Source organism: Hymenobacter monticola (assembly GCF_022811645.1).
In the GTDB taxonomy this organism is placed as follows: Bacteria; Bacteroidota; Bacteroidia; order Cytophagales; family Hymenobacteraceae; genus Hymenobacter; species Hymenobacter monticola.
This window is the reverse complement of record NZ_CP094534.1, coordinates 2,343,479-2,359,330: the sequence shown is the minus strand read 5'-3', so window position 1 is coordinate 2,359,330 and position 15,852 is coordinate 2,343,479. Positions and strand designations below refer to the sequence as shown.

Annotated in this window: 13 protein-coding genes; 4 read left to right on the top strand and 9 right to left on the bottom strand. The window is 61.6% G+C overall.

The window, feature by feature from the left end:
- The first annotated feature begins 1 nt into the window (after position 1).
- Complete coding sequence (locus MTP16_RS09840; RefSeq protein ID WP_243519048.1) at positions 2 to 757, top strand: PIG-L deacetylase family protein; 756 nt, start codon at positions 2 to 4, stop codon at positions 755 to 757.
- A complete protein-coding gene (locus tag MTP16_RS09835) occupies positions 754 to 1,350 on the top strand; it encodes a class I SAM-dependent DNA methyltransferase (RefSeq protein ID WP_243519039.1) in 597 nt (198 codons plus the stop codon). The genes MTP16_RS09840 and MTP16_RS09835 overlap by 4 nt, the downstream gene beginning before the upstream one ends.
- Here the strand turns inward: MTP16_RS09835 and MTP16_RS09830 are convergent.
- The 4 genes from MTP16_RS09830 to MTP16_RS09815 all read right to left on the bottom strand — a co-directional run bounded on the left by MTP16_RS09830 (position 1,347) and on the right by MTP16_RS09815 (position 5,076).
- Entirely contained in the window at positions 1,347 to 2,591 is a 1,245-nt protein-coding gene (locus MTP16_RS09830) for a glycosyltransferase (RefSeq protein ID WP_243519036.1), read from the bottom strand. The two genes, MTP16_RS09835 and MTP16_RS09830, sit on opposite strands and share 4 nt — an antisense overlap.
- 286 nt (positions 2,592 to 2,877) lie before the next feature.
- Positions 2,878 to 4,170 (bottom strand): BamA/TamA family outer membrane protein, encoded by a 1,293-nt coding sequence (locus tag MTP16_RS09825; protein WP_243519032.1) that lies wholly within the window; start codon positions 4,168 to 4,170, stop codon positions 2,878 to 2,880.
- A gap of 83 nt (positions 4,171 to 4,253) precedes the next feature.
- Positions 4,254 to 4,574 (bottom strand): (2Fe-2S) ferredoxin domain-containing protein, encoded by a 321-nt coding sequence (locus tag MTP16_RS09820; protein WP_243519029.1) that lies wholly within the window; start codon positions 4,572 to 4,574, stop codon positions 4,254 to 4,256.
- A 115-nt stretch (positions 4,575 to 4,689) separates the two neighbouring features.
- On the bottom strand, positions 4,690 to 5,076 hold the full coding sequence (locus tag MTP16_RS09815; RefSeq protein WP_243519026.1) for an ArsR/SmtB family transcription factor: 387 nt from the start codon (positions 5,074 to 5,076) through the stop codon (positions 4,690 to 4,692).
- A 102-nt stretch (positions 5,077 to 5,178) separates the two neighbouring features.
- Between MTP16_RS09815 and MTP16_RS09810 the strand changes: the two genes are divergently transcribed.
- Together MTP16_RS09810 and MTP16_RS09805 are read left to right on the top strand one after the other, a co-directional pair.
- Positions 5,179 to 5,865: a carboxypeptidase-like regulatory domain-containing protein gene (locus tag MTP16_RS09810; RefSeq protein ID WP_243519023.1), complete on the top strand. Its 687-nt coding sequence runs from the start codon at positions 5,179 to 5,181 to the stop codon at positions 5,863 to 5,865.
- Between the two features lie 95 nt (positions 5,866 to 5,960).
- On the top strand, positions 5,961 to 7,337 hold the full coding sequence (locus MTP16_RS09805; RefSeq protein WP_243519020.1) for an NAD(P)/FAD-dependent oxidoreductase: 1,377 nt from the start codon (positions 5,961 to 5,963) through the stop codon (positions 7,335 to 7,337).
- A 66-nt stretch (positions 7,338 to 7,403) separates the two neighbouring features.
- Here the strand turns inward: MTP16_RS09805 and MTP16_RS09800 are convergent, their stop codons facing one another.
- The 5 genes from MTP16_RS09800 to MTP16_RS09780 form a co-directional block, all read right to left on the bottom strand.
- Positions 7,404 to 8,681, bottom strand: coding sequence for a M16 family metallopeptidase (locus MTP16_RS09800; protein ID WP_243519017.1), 1,278 nt, complete (start codon positions 8,679 to 8,681; stop codon positions 7,404 to 7,406).
- A 94-nt stretch (positions 8,682 to 8,775) separates the two neighbouring features.
- Positions 8,776 to 9,999: a type IX secretion system outer membrane channel protein PorV gene (gene porV / locus MTP16_RS09795; RefSeq protein WP_243519004.1), complete on the bottom strand. Its 1,224-nt coding sequence runs from the start codon at positions 9,997 to 9,999 to the stop codon at positions 8,776 to 8,778.
- Between the two features lie 54 nt (positions 10,000 to 10,053).
- Complete coding sequence (gene porU, locus MTP16_RS09790) at positions 10,054 to 14,040, bottom strand: type IX secretion system sortase PorU (RefSeq protein ID WP_243519002.1); 3,987 nt, start codon at positions 14,038 to 14,040, stop codon at positions 10,054 to 10,056.
- A 128-nt stretch (positions 14,041 to 14,168) separates the two neighbouring features.
- Complete coding sequence (locus MTP16_RS09785; RefSeq protein ID WP_243518999.1) at positions 14,169 to 14,924, bottom strand: CDP-alcohol phosphatidyltransferase family protein; 756 nt, start codon at positions 14,922 to 14,924, stop codon at positions 14,169 to 14,171.
- A gap of 114 nt (positions 14,925 to 15,038) precedes the next feature.
- Positions 15,039 to 15,680 (bottom strand): MBL fold metallo-hydrolase, encoded by a 642-nt coding sequence (locus MTP16_RS09780; protein ID WP_243518996.1) that lies wholly within the window; start codon positions 15,678 to 15,680, stop codon positions 15,039 to 15,041.
- Between the last annotated feature and the right edge of the window lie 172 nt (positions 15,681 to 15,852).

The following is a 15,852-nucleotide window of genomic DNA, read 5'->3' as shown; positions in this document are numbered from 1 at the left end:
CTTGGCTGAGCATCCCCTTCCTTTCGACAATTACTCGGTGCGGCCGGGCAGTTTCGCCGCCTCGCTGGGCGCTACCGTGGTGGTGGCGCCCCACCCCGATGACGAGGCGCTAGGCTGCGGCGGCCTGCTGGCGCTACTGCGCCAAGCGGGCCTGCCCGTAGCCGCGGTGCTGGTGAGCGACGGCACAATGTCTCACCCCCGTTCGCAATTGTTTTCGTTGGCAGCACGGCAAGCGGTGCGTGAAGCCGAGTTTAGGCACGCTCTCACCTTGCTCGGTTTTGATGCTAACGAACCGCTACTGCTGGGCCTGCCCGATAGCCGCGTGCCCAGTTCAGGCGCCGAAACTGGCTTTACTACTGCCGTGACTGCATTGCAACAGTTCCTGCAGCAGCAGGCGGCGGCCACCGTGCTGGTGCCCTGGCGTCGCGACCCTCACCCCGACCACCGCGCTACCAGCCAGCTGGTGGCGGCCGCGTTGGCCGGCATGCCCCAGCCGCCCCGCCGGCTCGAATACGTGGTGTGGGCCTGGGAGCGTGCCGCCCCCGACGACCTGCCCACGGCCTCTGACGGAGTGCAAGGCTTCCGGCTCGACATTGCCACTGGGCTGCCGCAGAAGCTGCGGGCCATTGCGGCGCACCGCTCGCAGGTGGCACCGGGGGTGTTTATGGACGATGCCGAAGGGTTTTTATTGTCAGCAGAAATGCTGGCGCACTTTGAGACGCCTTATGAAGTCTTTTTTGAAGCCGTAGCGCCATGAACGAAAACCAGCCCAATACTCTGCCGCCAGAGTACTTCGACCACGTGTACCAGGCCAACCGCGACCCGTGGAATTTCGAAACCAGCCCCTACGAGCGCGAGAAGTACGCCGCGACCCTGGCAGCGCTGCCGCATCTGCACTACGCCGAGGTTTTTGAAATTGGCTGCTCGCTGGGCGTGCTCACGGCGCAGCTGGCGCCGCGCTGCGGCCACCTGCTGGCGGTGGATGTAAGCGAGGCGGCCTTGGCCCAGGCCCGCGCCCGTTGCGCCGATTTACCGCAGGTGGAAATCCGCCTGATGCAAGTGCCCAACGAGTTTCCCGACCAGACCTTCAACCTGATTCTGCTGTCGGAAGTAGGCTACTACTGGTCGCCGGATGACCTGGCCCGTGCCGCGGAGAAAATGATTGCCGCCTTGCCCTCCGGCGGCCAGCTGCTGCTGGTGCACTGGACGCCGCCGGTGCACGACTACCCCCTGACGGGCGATGATGTGCACACGTTTTTCCTGGCCAAAACAATGGAAGACGGCCCCCTGCGCCACCTTGCCGGCCAGCGGCACGAGCAGTACCGGCTCGACTTGCTGGAGAAGCGCTAGGCCGCCAAGGCCCGCCCCTCCGCCACCACGTGGCTTTGGATAAGCCGCGGCAGCAGTAGCAGCGCTTGCGACAGCGGCACCGGTGCCACGGCCAGCGCGGGGCTGTGCGCCAACACCCAATCCCAGAGCTTCCCAAATGATGGAGCCTGCCGCAAGTGTTTTAAGAGCTTCGCCTTGGGCAGGCCCAGGCGCGTGACCAGCGCCGCAGTTTCCGCCCCGGGGCTGTTGCTCCAGCAGGCGCGCAGCTGGCGGCGCACCTGCCAGCGCCGGGCCAGCTGCACAGGGTTTTCGACCTGCGGCTCGCGCTGCTGCCGGCTCATGTGCAGCCACTCGCGCAGCTGCCACGAGAGGCCTACTTCTACCCTGCCCTGCCGCCGGGCCGAGGTAAGCACCTGCACGGCAGGGCTGTGGCGCAGCTTCAAATCGTGCTGCCGTAGCGCCTGGCACAGGGCCTCATCTTCCAGGAAACGTACCTCGGGCAGGCCGCCCACTTGCCGGTAGGCCTGGGCGGTGAGGGCCAGGCTGGCGCCAAAATGCTGGTGGTGCCGCGGCCACGGGTCGGCGGGCGCAGGGTCGAGCAGGCCTTCGAGGCGGGCGCAGAGCAAGCGGTAGGCCGCATCGGCCGTCTGGATGCGGCGGAGCCGCTGCAGGGCCCGGCCGCGCATTTCGGTGAAAATGCGCCCGCCCACGGCATCGGCACCCGCCGTTATTTCGGCCTCGATGGCGGCGAGCCAGGTGGGCGCCACGCGGGTGTCGGCGTCGGTGCTGGCGATGATGCCGTGGCGCCGGCCCAGCAGCTCCAGGCGGGCGCAGGCTTCGTCCATGAGCAGGCGGCGGGCCCGGCCCACGTGGGCCTGGGCAGCGGGCAGGCACAGCTCGGCCACGTGCAGCGCCAGGTGCGGAAAGCGGCCGGCCTGCTCCCGCACCAGGTCGGCGGTGTGGTCGGTGCAGTTGTTGGCCAGCACAATCACCTCGAAGCTGCCCGCCGGCAAGGGCTGGCCCTGCAAATCAACCTGCGCGGCCAGGGCGGCAAGCGTGGCCGGCAGGTTGGCCACTTCGTCCTTGGCCGGGATGATGACGCTCATGCGCAGCCCGGGGTGCGGCAACGGCAGCTGCTGGTGCAGCAGACGGGCGCTGCGGTCACGCTTCGGCACCGGAAACAGCCATTCCGTGGCTTGGGAAAGGATAGTAAAAGCGCCCTCGTCGGACGCGAGGAAACGGGCGGGCGTAGCGTGGTTCATCGGGCGGGTGTACGCCCACTTTCATCAGAAGGATAGGGCCCAGCTTAGCAGCCCTCGTCAACAGTTCAGCTACTCCCTAACTTCAGCATTCTTTTTTAGAAACTTAACTGCCTCAATATGCAGCGCTTAACCATGCACATTTTTTCATCGGCAAAACTCAACCATACGACATCCTAGGACAGCCCACAATTTTTAAGTATTAATGCTTAAAAAGTTAAGTATAAACACCAAAAAAAGCCCCTGCTTCCAAGGAAGCAGGGGCTTGATAACAGTCGATTCAGGCGCATTAGAATGCTTCGCCAATAGCAAACAAAATGCCCGGCGAGCTGCCCGTGCCGCCGGCGTAGTCAAGGCGCAGGTTCACCCGGTCGCGCCGGATGAAGTTGAAGCGAATGCCGGCGCCACCGGCGTACTTCGTGTCGTTCAGAGCAAACTTGTCGATGTAGTTGTTCACGTTGCCGACGCCGCCAAAAATGGCCCCGTCGAACCGGCTTAGCACGGCGCCGCCGTTGGGAAACAGCTTGTGTCGGATTTCGGCCTGAAACATAATCATCTGCCGGTCGCGGAAGCGCTGCTCGTAGATGCCGCGCAGCAGGTTGGCGTTGTTGTAGAGCGTGCCGCCGAGGTTGGCACCCAGGCCGGCCAGCTCGCGGAAGGGCACGTCGCCGGTGTGGAACTGCCCGAGGAACTGCGCCGCCAGAATGGTGCGGTTGGAGCCCAGGGGCTGGAAGTGGCGGGCATCGAGCTGGTAGCGCACGAACCGGTAGTCGGAGCCCAGGCCCGTGCCATTGAAGGTAGCGCCGAAGTCGAGCAGGTTGCCTTTGAAGGCGGCCAGGGGCACGTCGCGCGTGTCGTAGGAAATAACCGGGCCGAGGCCCGACACGCGGGTGTTCTGGCGTTCGCGCTCGGTCATGCGCGGCTCGGTATTGAATATATTGGAGGCGGTGTTATCCAGGTTGCGGCCCGGGATATTGAGCTTCGAGATGGCCGTGTAGCGGTACTGCGCACCGAAGAACAGCTTGGGCGCAATCTGCTTCTGCAGGCGCTGGTTGATGATGAACAGATTGTAATTGGTTTCCGACTCATCGGCGCTGAGCGAGTTCGGTCCCTTGCCGTAGTAATACAGCAAAATGTCGTAGGCGCTGATTTCGCCGTTGAGATAGAATTTCTCGCCGGGCGTGTACACGGAGTGCACCAGCTGCAGCAGCGACTGGCCCTTTTGGGTGGTCCAGTACTGCACGCGGGCGTTAGACGGGCGCGTGAGGGTATCGGCCGAGAAGCGGCCGCTAAGCAGCGCGCCCAGGCCGTAGCCGAAGCCCGTTTCGGCTTGGTAGAACAGCACCGGAATGGGCAGCAAGCTCAGACGGCCGCTGCTGCCCAGCTGGCCAAACGACTTGGTGCCCTGGGCCTGCGCCGCGGCGCGGGTGGCCAGCGGCGCCAGCCCGGTGCGGGTGCCCAGCGGCGCCAGCCCGGTGCGGAGGGCAGTATCAAGAGAAGCGGTATCGGAAGGGGCCGCCGGCTGGGCGGCAGCGGAGAAAGCCAGCCCGGTCAGAAGCAGGGCTGCGAGAGAAAAGCGCATGGGAGCGGCGAATGAGTAACGGATGAATTGCCCTATCAACGGATTACAGCGCGCTACGGTTGGAGGCGCCCCCAATGATGAGCTTATTCTTCTATTCGCAGCCGCTTCAGGGCCTTGCCCCGGCCCACGTGCTCGGCCACCAGTTCGGCGGCATCGGCGGGGCGCACGTTGCCGTACACCGTGCCTTCGGGATACACGATAAGGGCCGCGCCGGGGCCTTTTTTGCAGTCGCGGCACAGGTCGAGGCAGTCGCAGGTTTGCACCTGAGTGCGCTGCTTGTGGCCGTCAACTACTTGCTTTTTCAGCCCTTGGTGCTTGAGCTCTTTTTTAAGAGCTTTGGCTACGTCCTCCCCTACTTCGGATTTTTGCCTGGTGCACACGAAGAAGCGGCGGGAGGTGCTCATGGTATTAGGGAATGGGGGTGGGAGGGTGCAGGGGCAGGAATTAACAGAACACATGATTGACAAACAGAGCATTAGATGCAGTATTTGCCCTCATACCCTCTTACCTTTTTGCCTTTCATAGCCCGTGCCAGTGCCGGTTTTGCAGCTTATACGCGGCCAGCTCGCGGTTCGACCACAGGGTTTGGTATGTCTGCTGGTCGCGCAGCAGCTGCGGGTCTTTTTCCATGTAGCCAAGCAACTCTTGCAACAACTCGGCCGCCTCTTCTTTGAGGAAATAGTACATCCAGTTATCGAGCCGGCGCACGTTCACCAAACCTGCATTCTTCAAGTACGATAATTGCCGACTGGTTTTGGTCTGGGTGAAATCAAGCACCTGCTCCAAATCGGCCACTACCATTTCCTTGTTGCGCCATAGCAAATGCAGGATGCGGACGCGGCTTTCGTCGCCCAACGATTTAAAAAGTTGCTGACCAAAAGCAACCGTGAAATGTTTCAAGCGCATCTGCTGTCTGGTGATGAGGAACGGCCGCCTCGGGTGCTTGCGCCCAAAGGTACCATCGGCCCTGGCCCCAAAGCCGTATATTTGTTTACTTGACTTCCGAACATGCCTGATTTCTTGCGCTTTCGTCGCTTTTCCCTCTTCTTTGCCGTGGCCCTGCTGGGCACGCTGCTGCTGGCGGCCCCGTCGGCGCACGCGCAGGGCAAGCGCAAAATCGTGCAGTTTTCCGGCATCGTGGCCAGCGGCGACAGCCTGCTGGGCGTGCCCGGCGCCAGCATCTACGTGCCCCGGGCCGGACGCGGCACCTCGTCCAACGCCTACGGCTACTTCTCCATGGCCGTGCTCGCCGGCGACAGCATCGTCATCCGCTCGCTGGGCTACGCCAACCAAACCATCATCATCCCGCCCGACTACCAGCGCCAGAGCTACTCCGTGGTGGTGCAGTTGATTGAGGACGCCACCGTGCTGCCCGAAGTGCGCGTGTTTCCCTATACCACCGAGCGCGACTTCAAGAAAGCCTTCCTGGCCCTGCGCCTGCCCACCGAGAAAGGCAGCGCCGCCGCCGACAACCTCAACGAGGAGCTAATGAACCGCATTTTCCGGACGCAGCCCATGGGCGCGGTGGCCAACTTCCGGCAGACGATGCAAAACCAGCAGTACAACCAGGACGTGCGCGCCGGCTTTGGGCCCAGCGTGTACGCCAACAACCCGCTCATCAACCCCTTCAGCTGGCTGAAGCTGGTGAAGCAGGTGAAAAACGGCGAGTTTAAAAAGAAATACAACGACGACTAATAGCTCGTCGGTAGCCCGTTGCGGGCATTTTGGGGCAACTTATGCTCCGCTTTTGGGGTAAAGCAATGGTTTGCACGCTGCTTTATTCCTAGCTCATGGATACGAATCTTCCCGCCTCGGCGCACCCCCGCGTGGTCATCATCGGCTGCGGCTTTGGAGGCCTGCGCCTGGCCAAGGCGCTGCGCAAAGCGCCGGTCCAAGTGGTCGTCATCGACCGCAACAACTACCACAACTTCCAGCCGCTGCTCTACCAGGTAGCTACGGGTGCGCTGGAGGCCGACAGCATCGCCTACCCTATTCGGAAAATTTTCGCGGGCCAGAAAAACTTTTTCTACCGCATGGCCGATGTGCACAGCGTGGAGCCCGCCACCAACACCGTCGTCACCAGCGTGGGCGATATTCGCTACGACTACCTAGTGCTGGCCACGGGCTCGCTCACCAACTTCTTTGGGCTGGAGAGCATCGAGCGCAACGCTATGCAAATCAAGAGCATACCCAATGCCTTGAACCTGCGCAGCTTCATCTTTCAGAATTTCGAGAAGGCCTTGCTCACCGAAAACCCCGAGGAGCGGCAGGCCCTGCTCAATATTGTGGTGGTAGGTGGCGGGCCTACGGGCGTGGAAATCAGCGGCTCGCTGGCCGAGATGCGCAAGCACGTGCTGCCCAAAGACTACCCGGAGCTGGACCTGCGCAACATGCAGATTTTTCTGGTGGAGGCCGGGCCGGCGCTGCTCGGGCCCATGTCGCCGGCTTCGCAAGCCGACGCCAAGCGCTACCTCGACGAACTGGGCGTGAAGGTGATGCTGAATACGTCCATCAAAAACTTTGAGAACTGCCGGGCTTATTACACCGACAACGAATACATTCCAACCGAAAACCTGGTGTGGGCCGCCGGCGTGAACGGCGCCGAAGTCCCCGGCCTACCCGCAGAAGTGGTGACCCGCAACAAGCGCATCAACGTGAACCTGTGGAACCAGGTGCCGGGCCTGGCCAATGTCTTCGCCATTGGCGACGTGGCCAACATGGTGACCGAGGACATGCCCCGCGGCCTGCCCATGCTGGCCCCCGTGGCCCAGCAGCACGCCGACCACCTGGCCGAGAATTTACAGCGCATCCTGCACGGCGAAACGCCCAAAGATTTTGTGTATAACAACAAGGGCTCGATGGCCATTGTGAGCCGCAACAAGGCCGTGGTCGACCTGCCTAAGAATTTACATTTCAATGGCTTCTTCGGCTGGGCCACCTGGCTTTTTGTGCACTTGATGACACTGGTAGGCTTCCGCAACAAGGTGGTGGCGTTTATCGACTGGGCCTTCAGCTACTTCAGCACCGACCAAGCCCTGCGCCTTATCATCCGGCCCTTCAGCCGCCGAGACGTGAAGGACGACAAGGGCAAGAAAAGCGCCGAGCACCGCACCGCCACCCCCGAGTACAACCCCACGCCGCCGGCCATTCAAACACCTGCAGCATAGTGCATAGAAAAGGCCCGCCTGATTCAACAGACGGGCCTTTTCTATGCACTATGCTTAACTCTTAGCTTAATTCCTAGGTCCGGCTACCACCGTTTGCAGGTCTTCGGGTGCCAGGTATTGCTGCGCCAGGGCCTGCAGCGACTCGGCATCAGCAGCTTCGGTCTGGCTCACAAACTCAGTGTAGTAATCGGCCGGCAGCCCCAGGAACACCAGGTTCTTGTACTTGTCGCACTGCTCAAATACCGTGGACAGCTCATTGGCAAACTTGCCCAGCATGTAGTTTTTCACCGTCTCCAGCTCTTCGGCCGGAATCAGTTCTTCCTGCAAGCGGCGCAGCTCCATCTCAATTTCGCTGACCGCAAAGTCGGCGCTTTCGCCTTTCACATCGGTGCCGATGACCAACGACGAGGCCGCCTCGCGCGGAGCTACGCTGGCGTAGATGCCATAAGTCAGACCCTTGTCTTCGCGAATGTTGCGCATCAGGCGCGAGCCGAAATAGCCGCCCAGCACGTTCGCCAGCAGCTTCAGCCGGTGGGTATCGGGGTGCGTGGGGCTGGGCCACAGCCGGCCCATCCGGATAGAAGCCTGCAGGCTGCCTGCTACCGGCACCCGGTTGGTTTCTGCTGGTGCAAAAGTGGCCTCCGTAGCCAAAGCAGCAGCCGAAGCCGTACCGGTCGGTAGTTGCTGAAAAGTCTCCGCGACAATATTTTGCTCTGCGGCCACGTCGCCGCACAGAAAGATTTCGACGTTGGCGCCCACGTAAGTATTCTGGTGAAACGCCCGCGCTTCATCAGCCGTCAGGGCCTGATACGATTCGGCGTCGAAGGCACGGCCATAAGGCGTTTCCTCCCCAAATAACAGCTCATTGAAACGCTCCGAAGCCAGAAAGCTGGTTTTCTGGCGCTCGACGCGCACGTTTTGGACGGTGCGGGTTTTGAGCTGCTGCAACTCCGACTCGGGGAAGGCAGGGTTCGTGAGCACGTCCTGCACCAGCGGCAGCAGCGCCGGCAGGTGGCGGGTGAGGCAATACAGCGTGAGCGTGGCGCGGTCGAAACCCGCGTCGCACTCCAGTGAAGCGCCGTAGAAGGCCACTTCGTCGGCAATCTGGCGGGCGGTGCGGGTGCGGGTGCCCTCCAGCAGCATGCGGGCCGTGAGAGTGGCCAGGCCCGGTTTGGGCTCGGCCAGCTTACCGGCCCGGAACACGGCCTGCAGGCGCACCACGGGCTGGGCGTCGTTGGCCAGCACATGCAGGCGGGCGCCGTTGGGCAACGGCAACACATCGGCCGCGGGCAGCGTCACACGGGCCAGGGGTTGAACGGGAGGCGCTATGGTACGGTCAAGCATTCTGGTTTTCAAAAAATTATAGATGTAAAAGCAAAACGTCATGCTGAGCAGAGCCCCAGCATGACGTTTAAAAGTGGTTGGCCACCCCAGAAGTTTAGTTGGACGGAGCGTCGCCGCTGGTGCCGCCAGCGCCGTTTTCGTCGAAGGCCTCAGCCAGCTTATTGAGGTTGAAGTGCAACGACACCCGAATGGTTTGGGCCAGGGGGTTGTTTTGCGAGTTGTTGCCGGTGGGCACCAGGTAGGTACCATCTATGCCAAATACCTGGTAGCGCACGCCCAGGCCCAGGCTCAGGTATTGGCGGTCGCCTTTGTCGGGCGCTTCATAAAAGTAGCCGCCGCGCGCATACAGCAGGTCGTTGTAGTTGTATTCGAGGCCGGTCGAGAGGTTGATTTCGCGCAGCTCTTCCTTAAAGCCGCCCCGAGCGTCGCTAAACGATGAGAACAGCGCCCCGATGATTGCCTGGTTGTTGCGCTCCGCATTGATAGCCTTGATGCGCGGGTCGTTCCGGCTCACGCCGTCTTCGTAGTATGGCGACGGCACCAGCAGCTTGGTCGCATCAAAAGCCAGCGTAATCTTATTGTACTGGTCGATTTCGCGCGTGATGGCCGTGCCCAGCTTCAGTTGCGTGGGCAGAAAGCTCGGATTCTGGGGGTCCGAGTAAGTCATCTTGTTGCCGATGTTCGAAATCGTGCCCCCGAAGGCCAGATTGTACAGGCCCGAGCCAATGGTCACGTCCTTGGCATAGTAAGCGCCCAGGTCCACGGCCACCGATTGCCCCGGCTTGGCATCGCTGCTGCCAATGGCCCCGATAAGGTTGGAGCGGATGTAGCGCGCCGATGCGCCCACCCCAAAGTTGTCGGTCAGCTGCAGGCCGTACGACACCGTCAGGGCGTACTCTTTGGGGTTGAAGTTGCCGTTGGGCAGGTTCTGGCCGTCGCGGTAGTCGATGTTGCCCAGGTCGAAGTACATCAGCGAGGCCCCGAAGGCCGAGCGCTGGCCCACCTTGCCGTAGCCCGAGAGGTACGACAAGCTCATATCGTCGGTGATGTTGCGCAGCCAGGGCGAGTACGACAGCGACGCCCCGTACTTATACTTTTGAAAGCCCAGCTTGCCCGGGTTGAAGTAGGCCGAGTTGGCATCGGGCGAAGTGGCCACGCCGGCCTCGCCCATGCCCGAGGCGCGGGCGTCGGGGCTGAGGGTGAGAATGGGCACGGCCGTGGTGATGGCGTGGGGGTCGAGCTGGGCGTGGGCCGTGCCGGCCGAAGCCAGCAAGCCGGCAACCAGCGCCATGCGCGAACGGGAAACGAGTGACTGCATACTGGTGGGAGAAAAGGCCATGCGCGGCCCGGGCGCAAATAAAAGCGGATTATATTAATTGAGGATGACGAGCTTTTCAAATTTCGACGCCGTACCGTTAGTAGCCGAACGCACGCTGAGGCGGTAAACGTACACGCCACGGGCCAGTTGGTCGTCGAAATCGTCGCGGCCGTTCCAGCTAATGCCGTCCTGGTGCGCTTTGGTGCTGGGCACCGACGCCGTGAGCGTGCGCACCAGCCGGCCGGCCACCGTGAAAATCTGCACTTGCACGTCAAGCATTCCCCCTTCGGCGCCCGCCTGGTTGTGGTCGAACATAAACGTGGTGCCGTTGGCAAACGGATTGGGGTAGTTCAGTACGTGGTCGAGGGCCAGCTTCTCGTTGGTGGCCACCACAAACTGGATTTCTTTCTCGGCCGAGTTGTTGTACGTATCCCAGGCCTTGAGGCGCAGCGAGTGCGGCCCGGTGGCCAGTCCCCTGAACAGATTGGTGACTTTGCCCGAACGGAAGTCGCCTAGGCTCGACACATAGCTCTCATTCAGCACCAGCTGCTTGTTCACGTCGTTGTCGATGGTGGCCGTGATGTCGTGGCCAATGCCGGCGCCCGTGGTGTTGATGCCGTTGTCGTCGGTGAGAAAGGCCAGCAGCGTGGTGTTGGGCGCCGTCAGACCGCCGAAGGCAAAGGACTCATCGTCCATGAAGAGCCGGATTTCCGGCGGGGTATCGTCGGCGGGCGCGCTGCTATCGGCGCCGCCCACCAGTTTCAGCTGGTAACCATGGGCATCGGTGCGGCGCGCGGGGTCGTAGGCGTAGAGGCTGGCCTTGCCAAGGCCCACGTTGTAGTTGATGTCTTTCGGCACCACAAACGTCAGGTTGAACTCGCCGTTCACCACGTTGGCCAGGCCGCCGTAAATCACGCTTTCCTGCACCACTATCGGCTTTGGTCCGTCGGCCGCACCATACGGACCGTTGATTTCGTCGCCCAGGGTCATCACCGTGCCAGGCTTGTCGTAAATGGTGACCTGCGCCTGGCCCGTGAAGTTTGTGCTCAACGCGCCGCCGTTCAGCACCTTGCCATGCACCCGCACGCGGGCCAGGGCCTGCAGCGTATCGGCAGACTGCCACTGGCCCCGCACCCGTTGCCGCACGCTGTCGAGCACCACCGTCTGCTCGGGGTAGGCCAGCGTCATGCTGGGGTCGGCCAGCAGGGTGTAATTACGGTCGTTGAGGTCGTATGCCGGGCCCACTCCGTGGTGGTCATTCTTGCTCATCATCACGATGGTGCCAATCCGCGGCATCTTGCCGTTGATGGGCTGCAGCACACGGTTGAAATAAGCTTCGTTCAAGGTGGCGTTCTGGCCGGCGTCGACCACGCGGGTGGTTGTGAACAAGCCAATGGCACCGCCCGTGGGGTTGTCGGTCAGGGCCTTCTCGCCGGCCGACGTAAAGTCCGGGTTGTCGAAATAGCTAAAGTCGCAGGTGCCGGTGGTGAAGAAGGTGAAGTTGTTGGGGTTGCGCAGGAGCATTACTGAGGCATCGGTCAGAATCTGCTCATCGGCCCAGCCCTTGGGGCCACCGTGGCCCAGGTAGTTCACAATCAACGACCCCTGCTCCACCGATTGGTTGATGGCGCGCTCGCAGTTGGGCGAGCGTTGGCCCGCCGACAAGGCCACCTGCGGGTACAGGTCCAGATACACCTTGTGCACGTTGTAAACCGGGTAATTGCGTTGGATGCCGTTGGCCACAATTTCCGAGCCCCTGCTCACAAACAGGTCGCCCTCGCCGTCGTCGGACACCAGCGTGATGCGGTTACGCCACTTGCCGTACCCTTGCGGCGAATCGTAGGAAATAAGCTTGTCGACCATTTCGCGGGCCTGGGTCACGTCGGCCAGCTGATTTTTGGGCTGGCGCACGGGCAAGCGGCCCACCCCCATATCCAGCAGTTCACTGCTGTTGCCTTCCGGCCATTCGCCTTCGTTGTCGTCGAGCAGCACGTAGAAGTCGTCGGAAGCGTAGCTCACCCCGCCGTAGAACGGCGCAAACGACTCGCGCGACTCGTAAGTGGGCACGTAGTTCTGGTTGAACTTGTCAAAGTCGGCATCGTTGCGGAACGGCACCCGGTTTCGCCACCAAGCGGGCCACACGCCATCGGTTTTATCCGGGTTGTAAGGGTCCGACTTGTAGTCGTACGACGCGTCGCCGAACAGCAGCAGCTCCATCTGCTTGCCCGCCGGCGAACGGTCGTAAATCTGCTTCACGAAGTCACGAATGGCCGTCACGTCCTGCCCGCCCGAACCATACTCGTTGTAAATCTGGGCGGTGGTCACCACCACGGCCTGCAGGTTGTCGTGGGTGCGGCGGTGGTCGGCCAGCCGCTGTGCCTGGCCCAGAAACGTCGGGTAGGTCACGATAATCAAATCAGCCGATGCGAGGGCGTGCAGGTTCTGGTTGGGCACGCGGCCAAACTTGCGGGGTTTCTTCGTCAGGTTGCCGTTGGGCAGGAAAGCCACAAATTCACGCAGGGTATCGGCCGGAGCCACGAAGCTGCCCCCGTTCAGCACATAGGAAGCGGGCCGACGGGGATTGGTTACGTCCCACACCACCGCCCCGGTGCTGTTGGCCAGCATGTACTGGTTGAGGGCGTTCGGGCCGATGTTGCTCAGCGAGCGAAACTCCAGTTGGGCATCGCTGAGGCGGAGGTTGCGCTGGGCGTTGATTTCCAGGTAATCGAGGTAGCCGTTGGCACTGCCGTCGTTGCTGTTGTAAGTGAGCCCCACCCGCAGCTCCGTGCCCGGATTGGACAAGGCGAGCTGCCGGGTGGTGACGGCCTGCTTGGCAATTGGCGTGAAAGCCTGCGTGCTTATTTCTTGTATTGTTTCCGTACCCAGCGCCGCCCCGTTTAGCGTGAGCTGAAACGTACTGGCCGACAGGCTACTAGCAACCAGGGAGCTCGTGACCTTCACCGGCACATTGGCCACCAAATCGGGAATGTTGCTAAACGAAAATGCCTGAGCCTGGCCGCCGGGCCGGAAGCCCTCGCCCAACCAAGTGCGTCCCGAGTGCAACAGGTTGACCAAGTCGTGCTCAACGAAGTCGCGGTAGGTGAAGGTGGTGATGCTGGCAGGCATGGCCCCAGCCGCCGCCGGGGCCGGCGCCACACGCCGACCGGGCGCGTTGTTGACCGTCACGAAGTAGTAGGCCGTGTCGGTGTAGATGTTGTTGCGGTGCCGAAACACGCCGCCTTGCGCCTCCCAGGTGTGGGGGCCGGGCGAGTAAAAGAGGAAGTATTCGCCGTCGTCGAGGGTAGAGCTTCCGTCGCCTACGAACATAATATTATTCTCCTCTAGGTCATCGGGGCGCCGCACCGAGCTGGGCTGGGGCAAAATGCCCATGGCGTTGCCGTAGATGTGCAGGTTTCTAGGGTTGAGCGTTTGCGTATTCAGGCCCATGTCGGCCAGCGCTGCTTTGTCGAGCTTGTAAATGCCACTTTCGCCCACGCCCATCTTGTACCAGTCGCCGGTTTGCAGCACCGAGCTGCTGGCGTAGTTGTGAAAACCAGTGCTGCGAGCCGCTACGGTTTTGTTGTCGGGCGCGTACTGGTAATCGAACGACACGAGGCGTTCGGGCTGACCGGTTTGGGGGCTGCGGCGGACGGGGCGCAGGCTCAGGCGCGTCACGGGGCGCTTCATTTCGGTGCCGGTGCTCAGGCGCGGGTCAGGGCCGGCGGGCAGTCGGCTGGCGTCGAACATCTTGGCGTCGTCAGCCGAGAAGGGCTCGTATACCAGGTTTGTTAGTTCGCCCTGGCTCACGGCGCCGCCCGCCAGGCGCAACGTGTACCAGCCCACCTGTTCGTCCATGCCATGCTTGGCTTCGCTGAAAGTGGGCACCCTCTGCTTGCGGGCCCGGAGGCTCGGCACCTCGGTGTAGCCCCCCCAGCGAATGGTACCGTGCGTGGTGACAAGCGCGCCCGACTGAGCCCGCGCCGGAGCCACCGCCCCTACCATCATTCCCGCTACTGCAACGAAGAGAAAAAAAAGACGCATACACACTACATTAAAATACCTGCCTGACGTCCTGCCGCCTCCCTCGCCCGGCAACAGCACGGCCGGGCTTCAGGTTCACCCGACAGTGCTATCATAACAATCAAATAGTCTATTTATTGCACGGGCCGTCACGAACCGCTGCGGGCTGCCGTCTTCGGCACCGAGAGCAGCACGTAAAGCAGCACCACCAAGGGCACGGCGGCGGCTCGCAGCGCTAGCAATAATCCTGCCGCCAGCAACAGAAAAATAAACCGGCGCCGATTATCGGCCCAGCGCAGGGTTTTAAACTTCAGCGCAAACAGCGGCAGTTCGGCCACCAACAGGCCCGAGAGCAGCACCGTGAGGCCCAGCAGCACCAGCGGATTTAGCACCACGTCGCGCAGCCCAAATTGGTCGTAGGCCAGAATGAGCGGCAGCGAGGCCACCACCAGCGTACAGGCCGGCGTAGGCAGGCCGATAAAAGAAGTGGTTTGGCGGGTGTCGTTGTTGAACTTGGCCAAGCGCAAGGCCGAGAAGATGCTGACCAGAAAGCCTACATATGCTACCAGGGGTGGATGGGCAGCTTTTACTATTCCGGCAACCATGGGCATGCCAGCTATTGAAGTTTCCCGCAAGGGGCCGGTTGCCATCCCCAGCAAGTGAAACAGAATGGCGCCCGGCACCACCCCAAACGACACCATGTCGGCCAGCGAGTCCAGGTCTTTGCCGATGGCTGAGGACACACGCAGGGCCCGGGCCACCAGCCCGTCGGCAAAATCGGCGGCGGCGGCGGCGGCCACAAACCAGGCGCCCGTGGCCAAGTCGCCTGAGAAGATATAAGTCAGCGCCAGGCAGCCGCACAATAGGTTGAGGCAGGTAATGGCGTTGGGCAGGTGTCTTTTCATTTAACAATTATCAATTAACATTTAACAATCACGCATCTCCACTCATCTTCTTCAACCCGACCCACGAGGCGGAAATGGCCCCTTGGTGGATTGTTAAATGATAAATGTTAATTGTTAAATGAGAAACGGGTTGTGACGGCGCTCGTCGCCGATGGTGGTGGCGGGGCCGTGGCCGGGGTACACCACCGTGTCGTCGGGCAGGGTGAACAGCTCGGTTTTGATGCTGTGAATCAGTTCAGCGTGGTTGCCGCCGGGCAGGTCGGTGCGCCCGATGCTGCGCTGAAACAGCACGTCGCCGCCGATGACGGTGGCCGTGGGTGCGTGGTAAAACACCACATGGCCCGGTGCATGGCCCGGCGTGAAGCGCACTTCGAGCTCGGTTTCGCCGAAGCGCACGGGCTGGCCGGCCACCAGTTCGCCGGTGGGCTCGGCAGGCTGGTACTGCGGGAAGCCGTAGTTGGAAGCGTAGGTGGGCACGGCGCGCAGAGTGGGCAGGTCGAGGCGATGCACCAGGAACGGGGTGCCGGGCCAGGTGTCGAGCACGAACTGCGCGCCCAGCACGTGGTCGATATGGGAATGGGTATTGAGCAGCAGGCTGACCTGCAACTGATTGGTTTCGATATAGCTGCGCAGCGCTTGTTGCTCGGCAGCGGTGTAGCAGCCGGCGTCCACGATGGCGCACTGCCGGGTGGCGTAGTCAATCAGCAGATAGGTATTTTCGGAGAATGGATTGAAGGCAAAGCCGGCAACAGTCATACAATGCAGGGGTTTCGAAGCAATGCGGAAAGGTACGACGCGATGGGGAAAGGGCGTTGGGTGTCGGGTTTTAGGTATTGGGTGTTCGGTATTTGGTGTTCGGCATTCAGTATTCGGTGTTGGGAAGATGTTGTTCATTCATGTACATCCAATACCTAAAACCCAACACCGA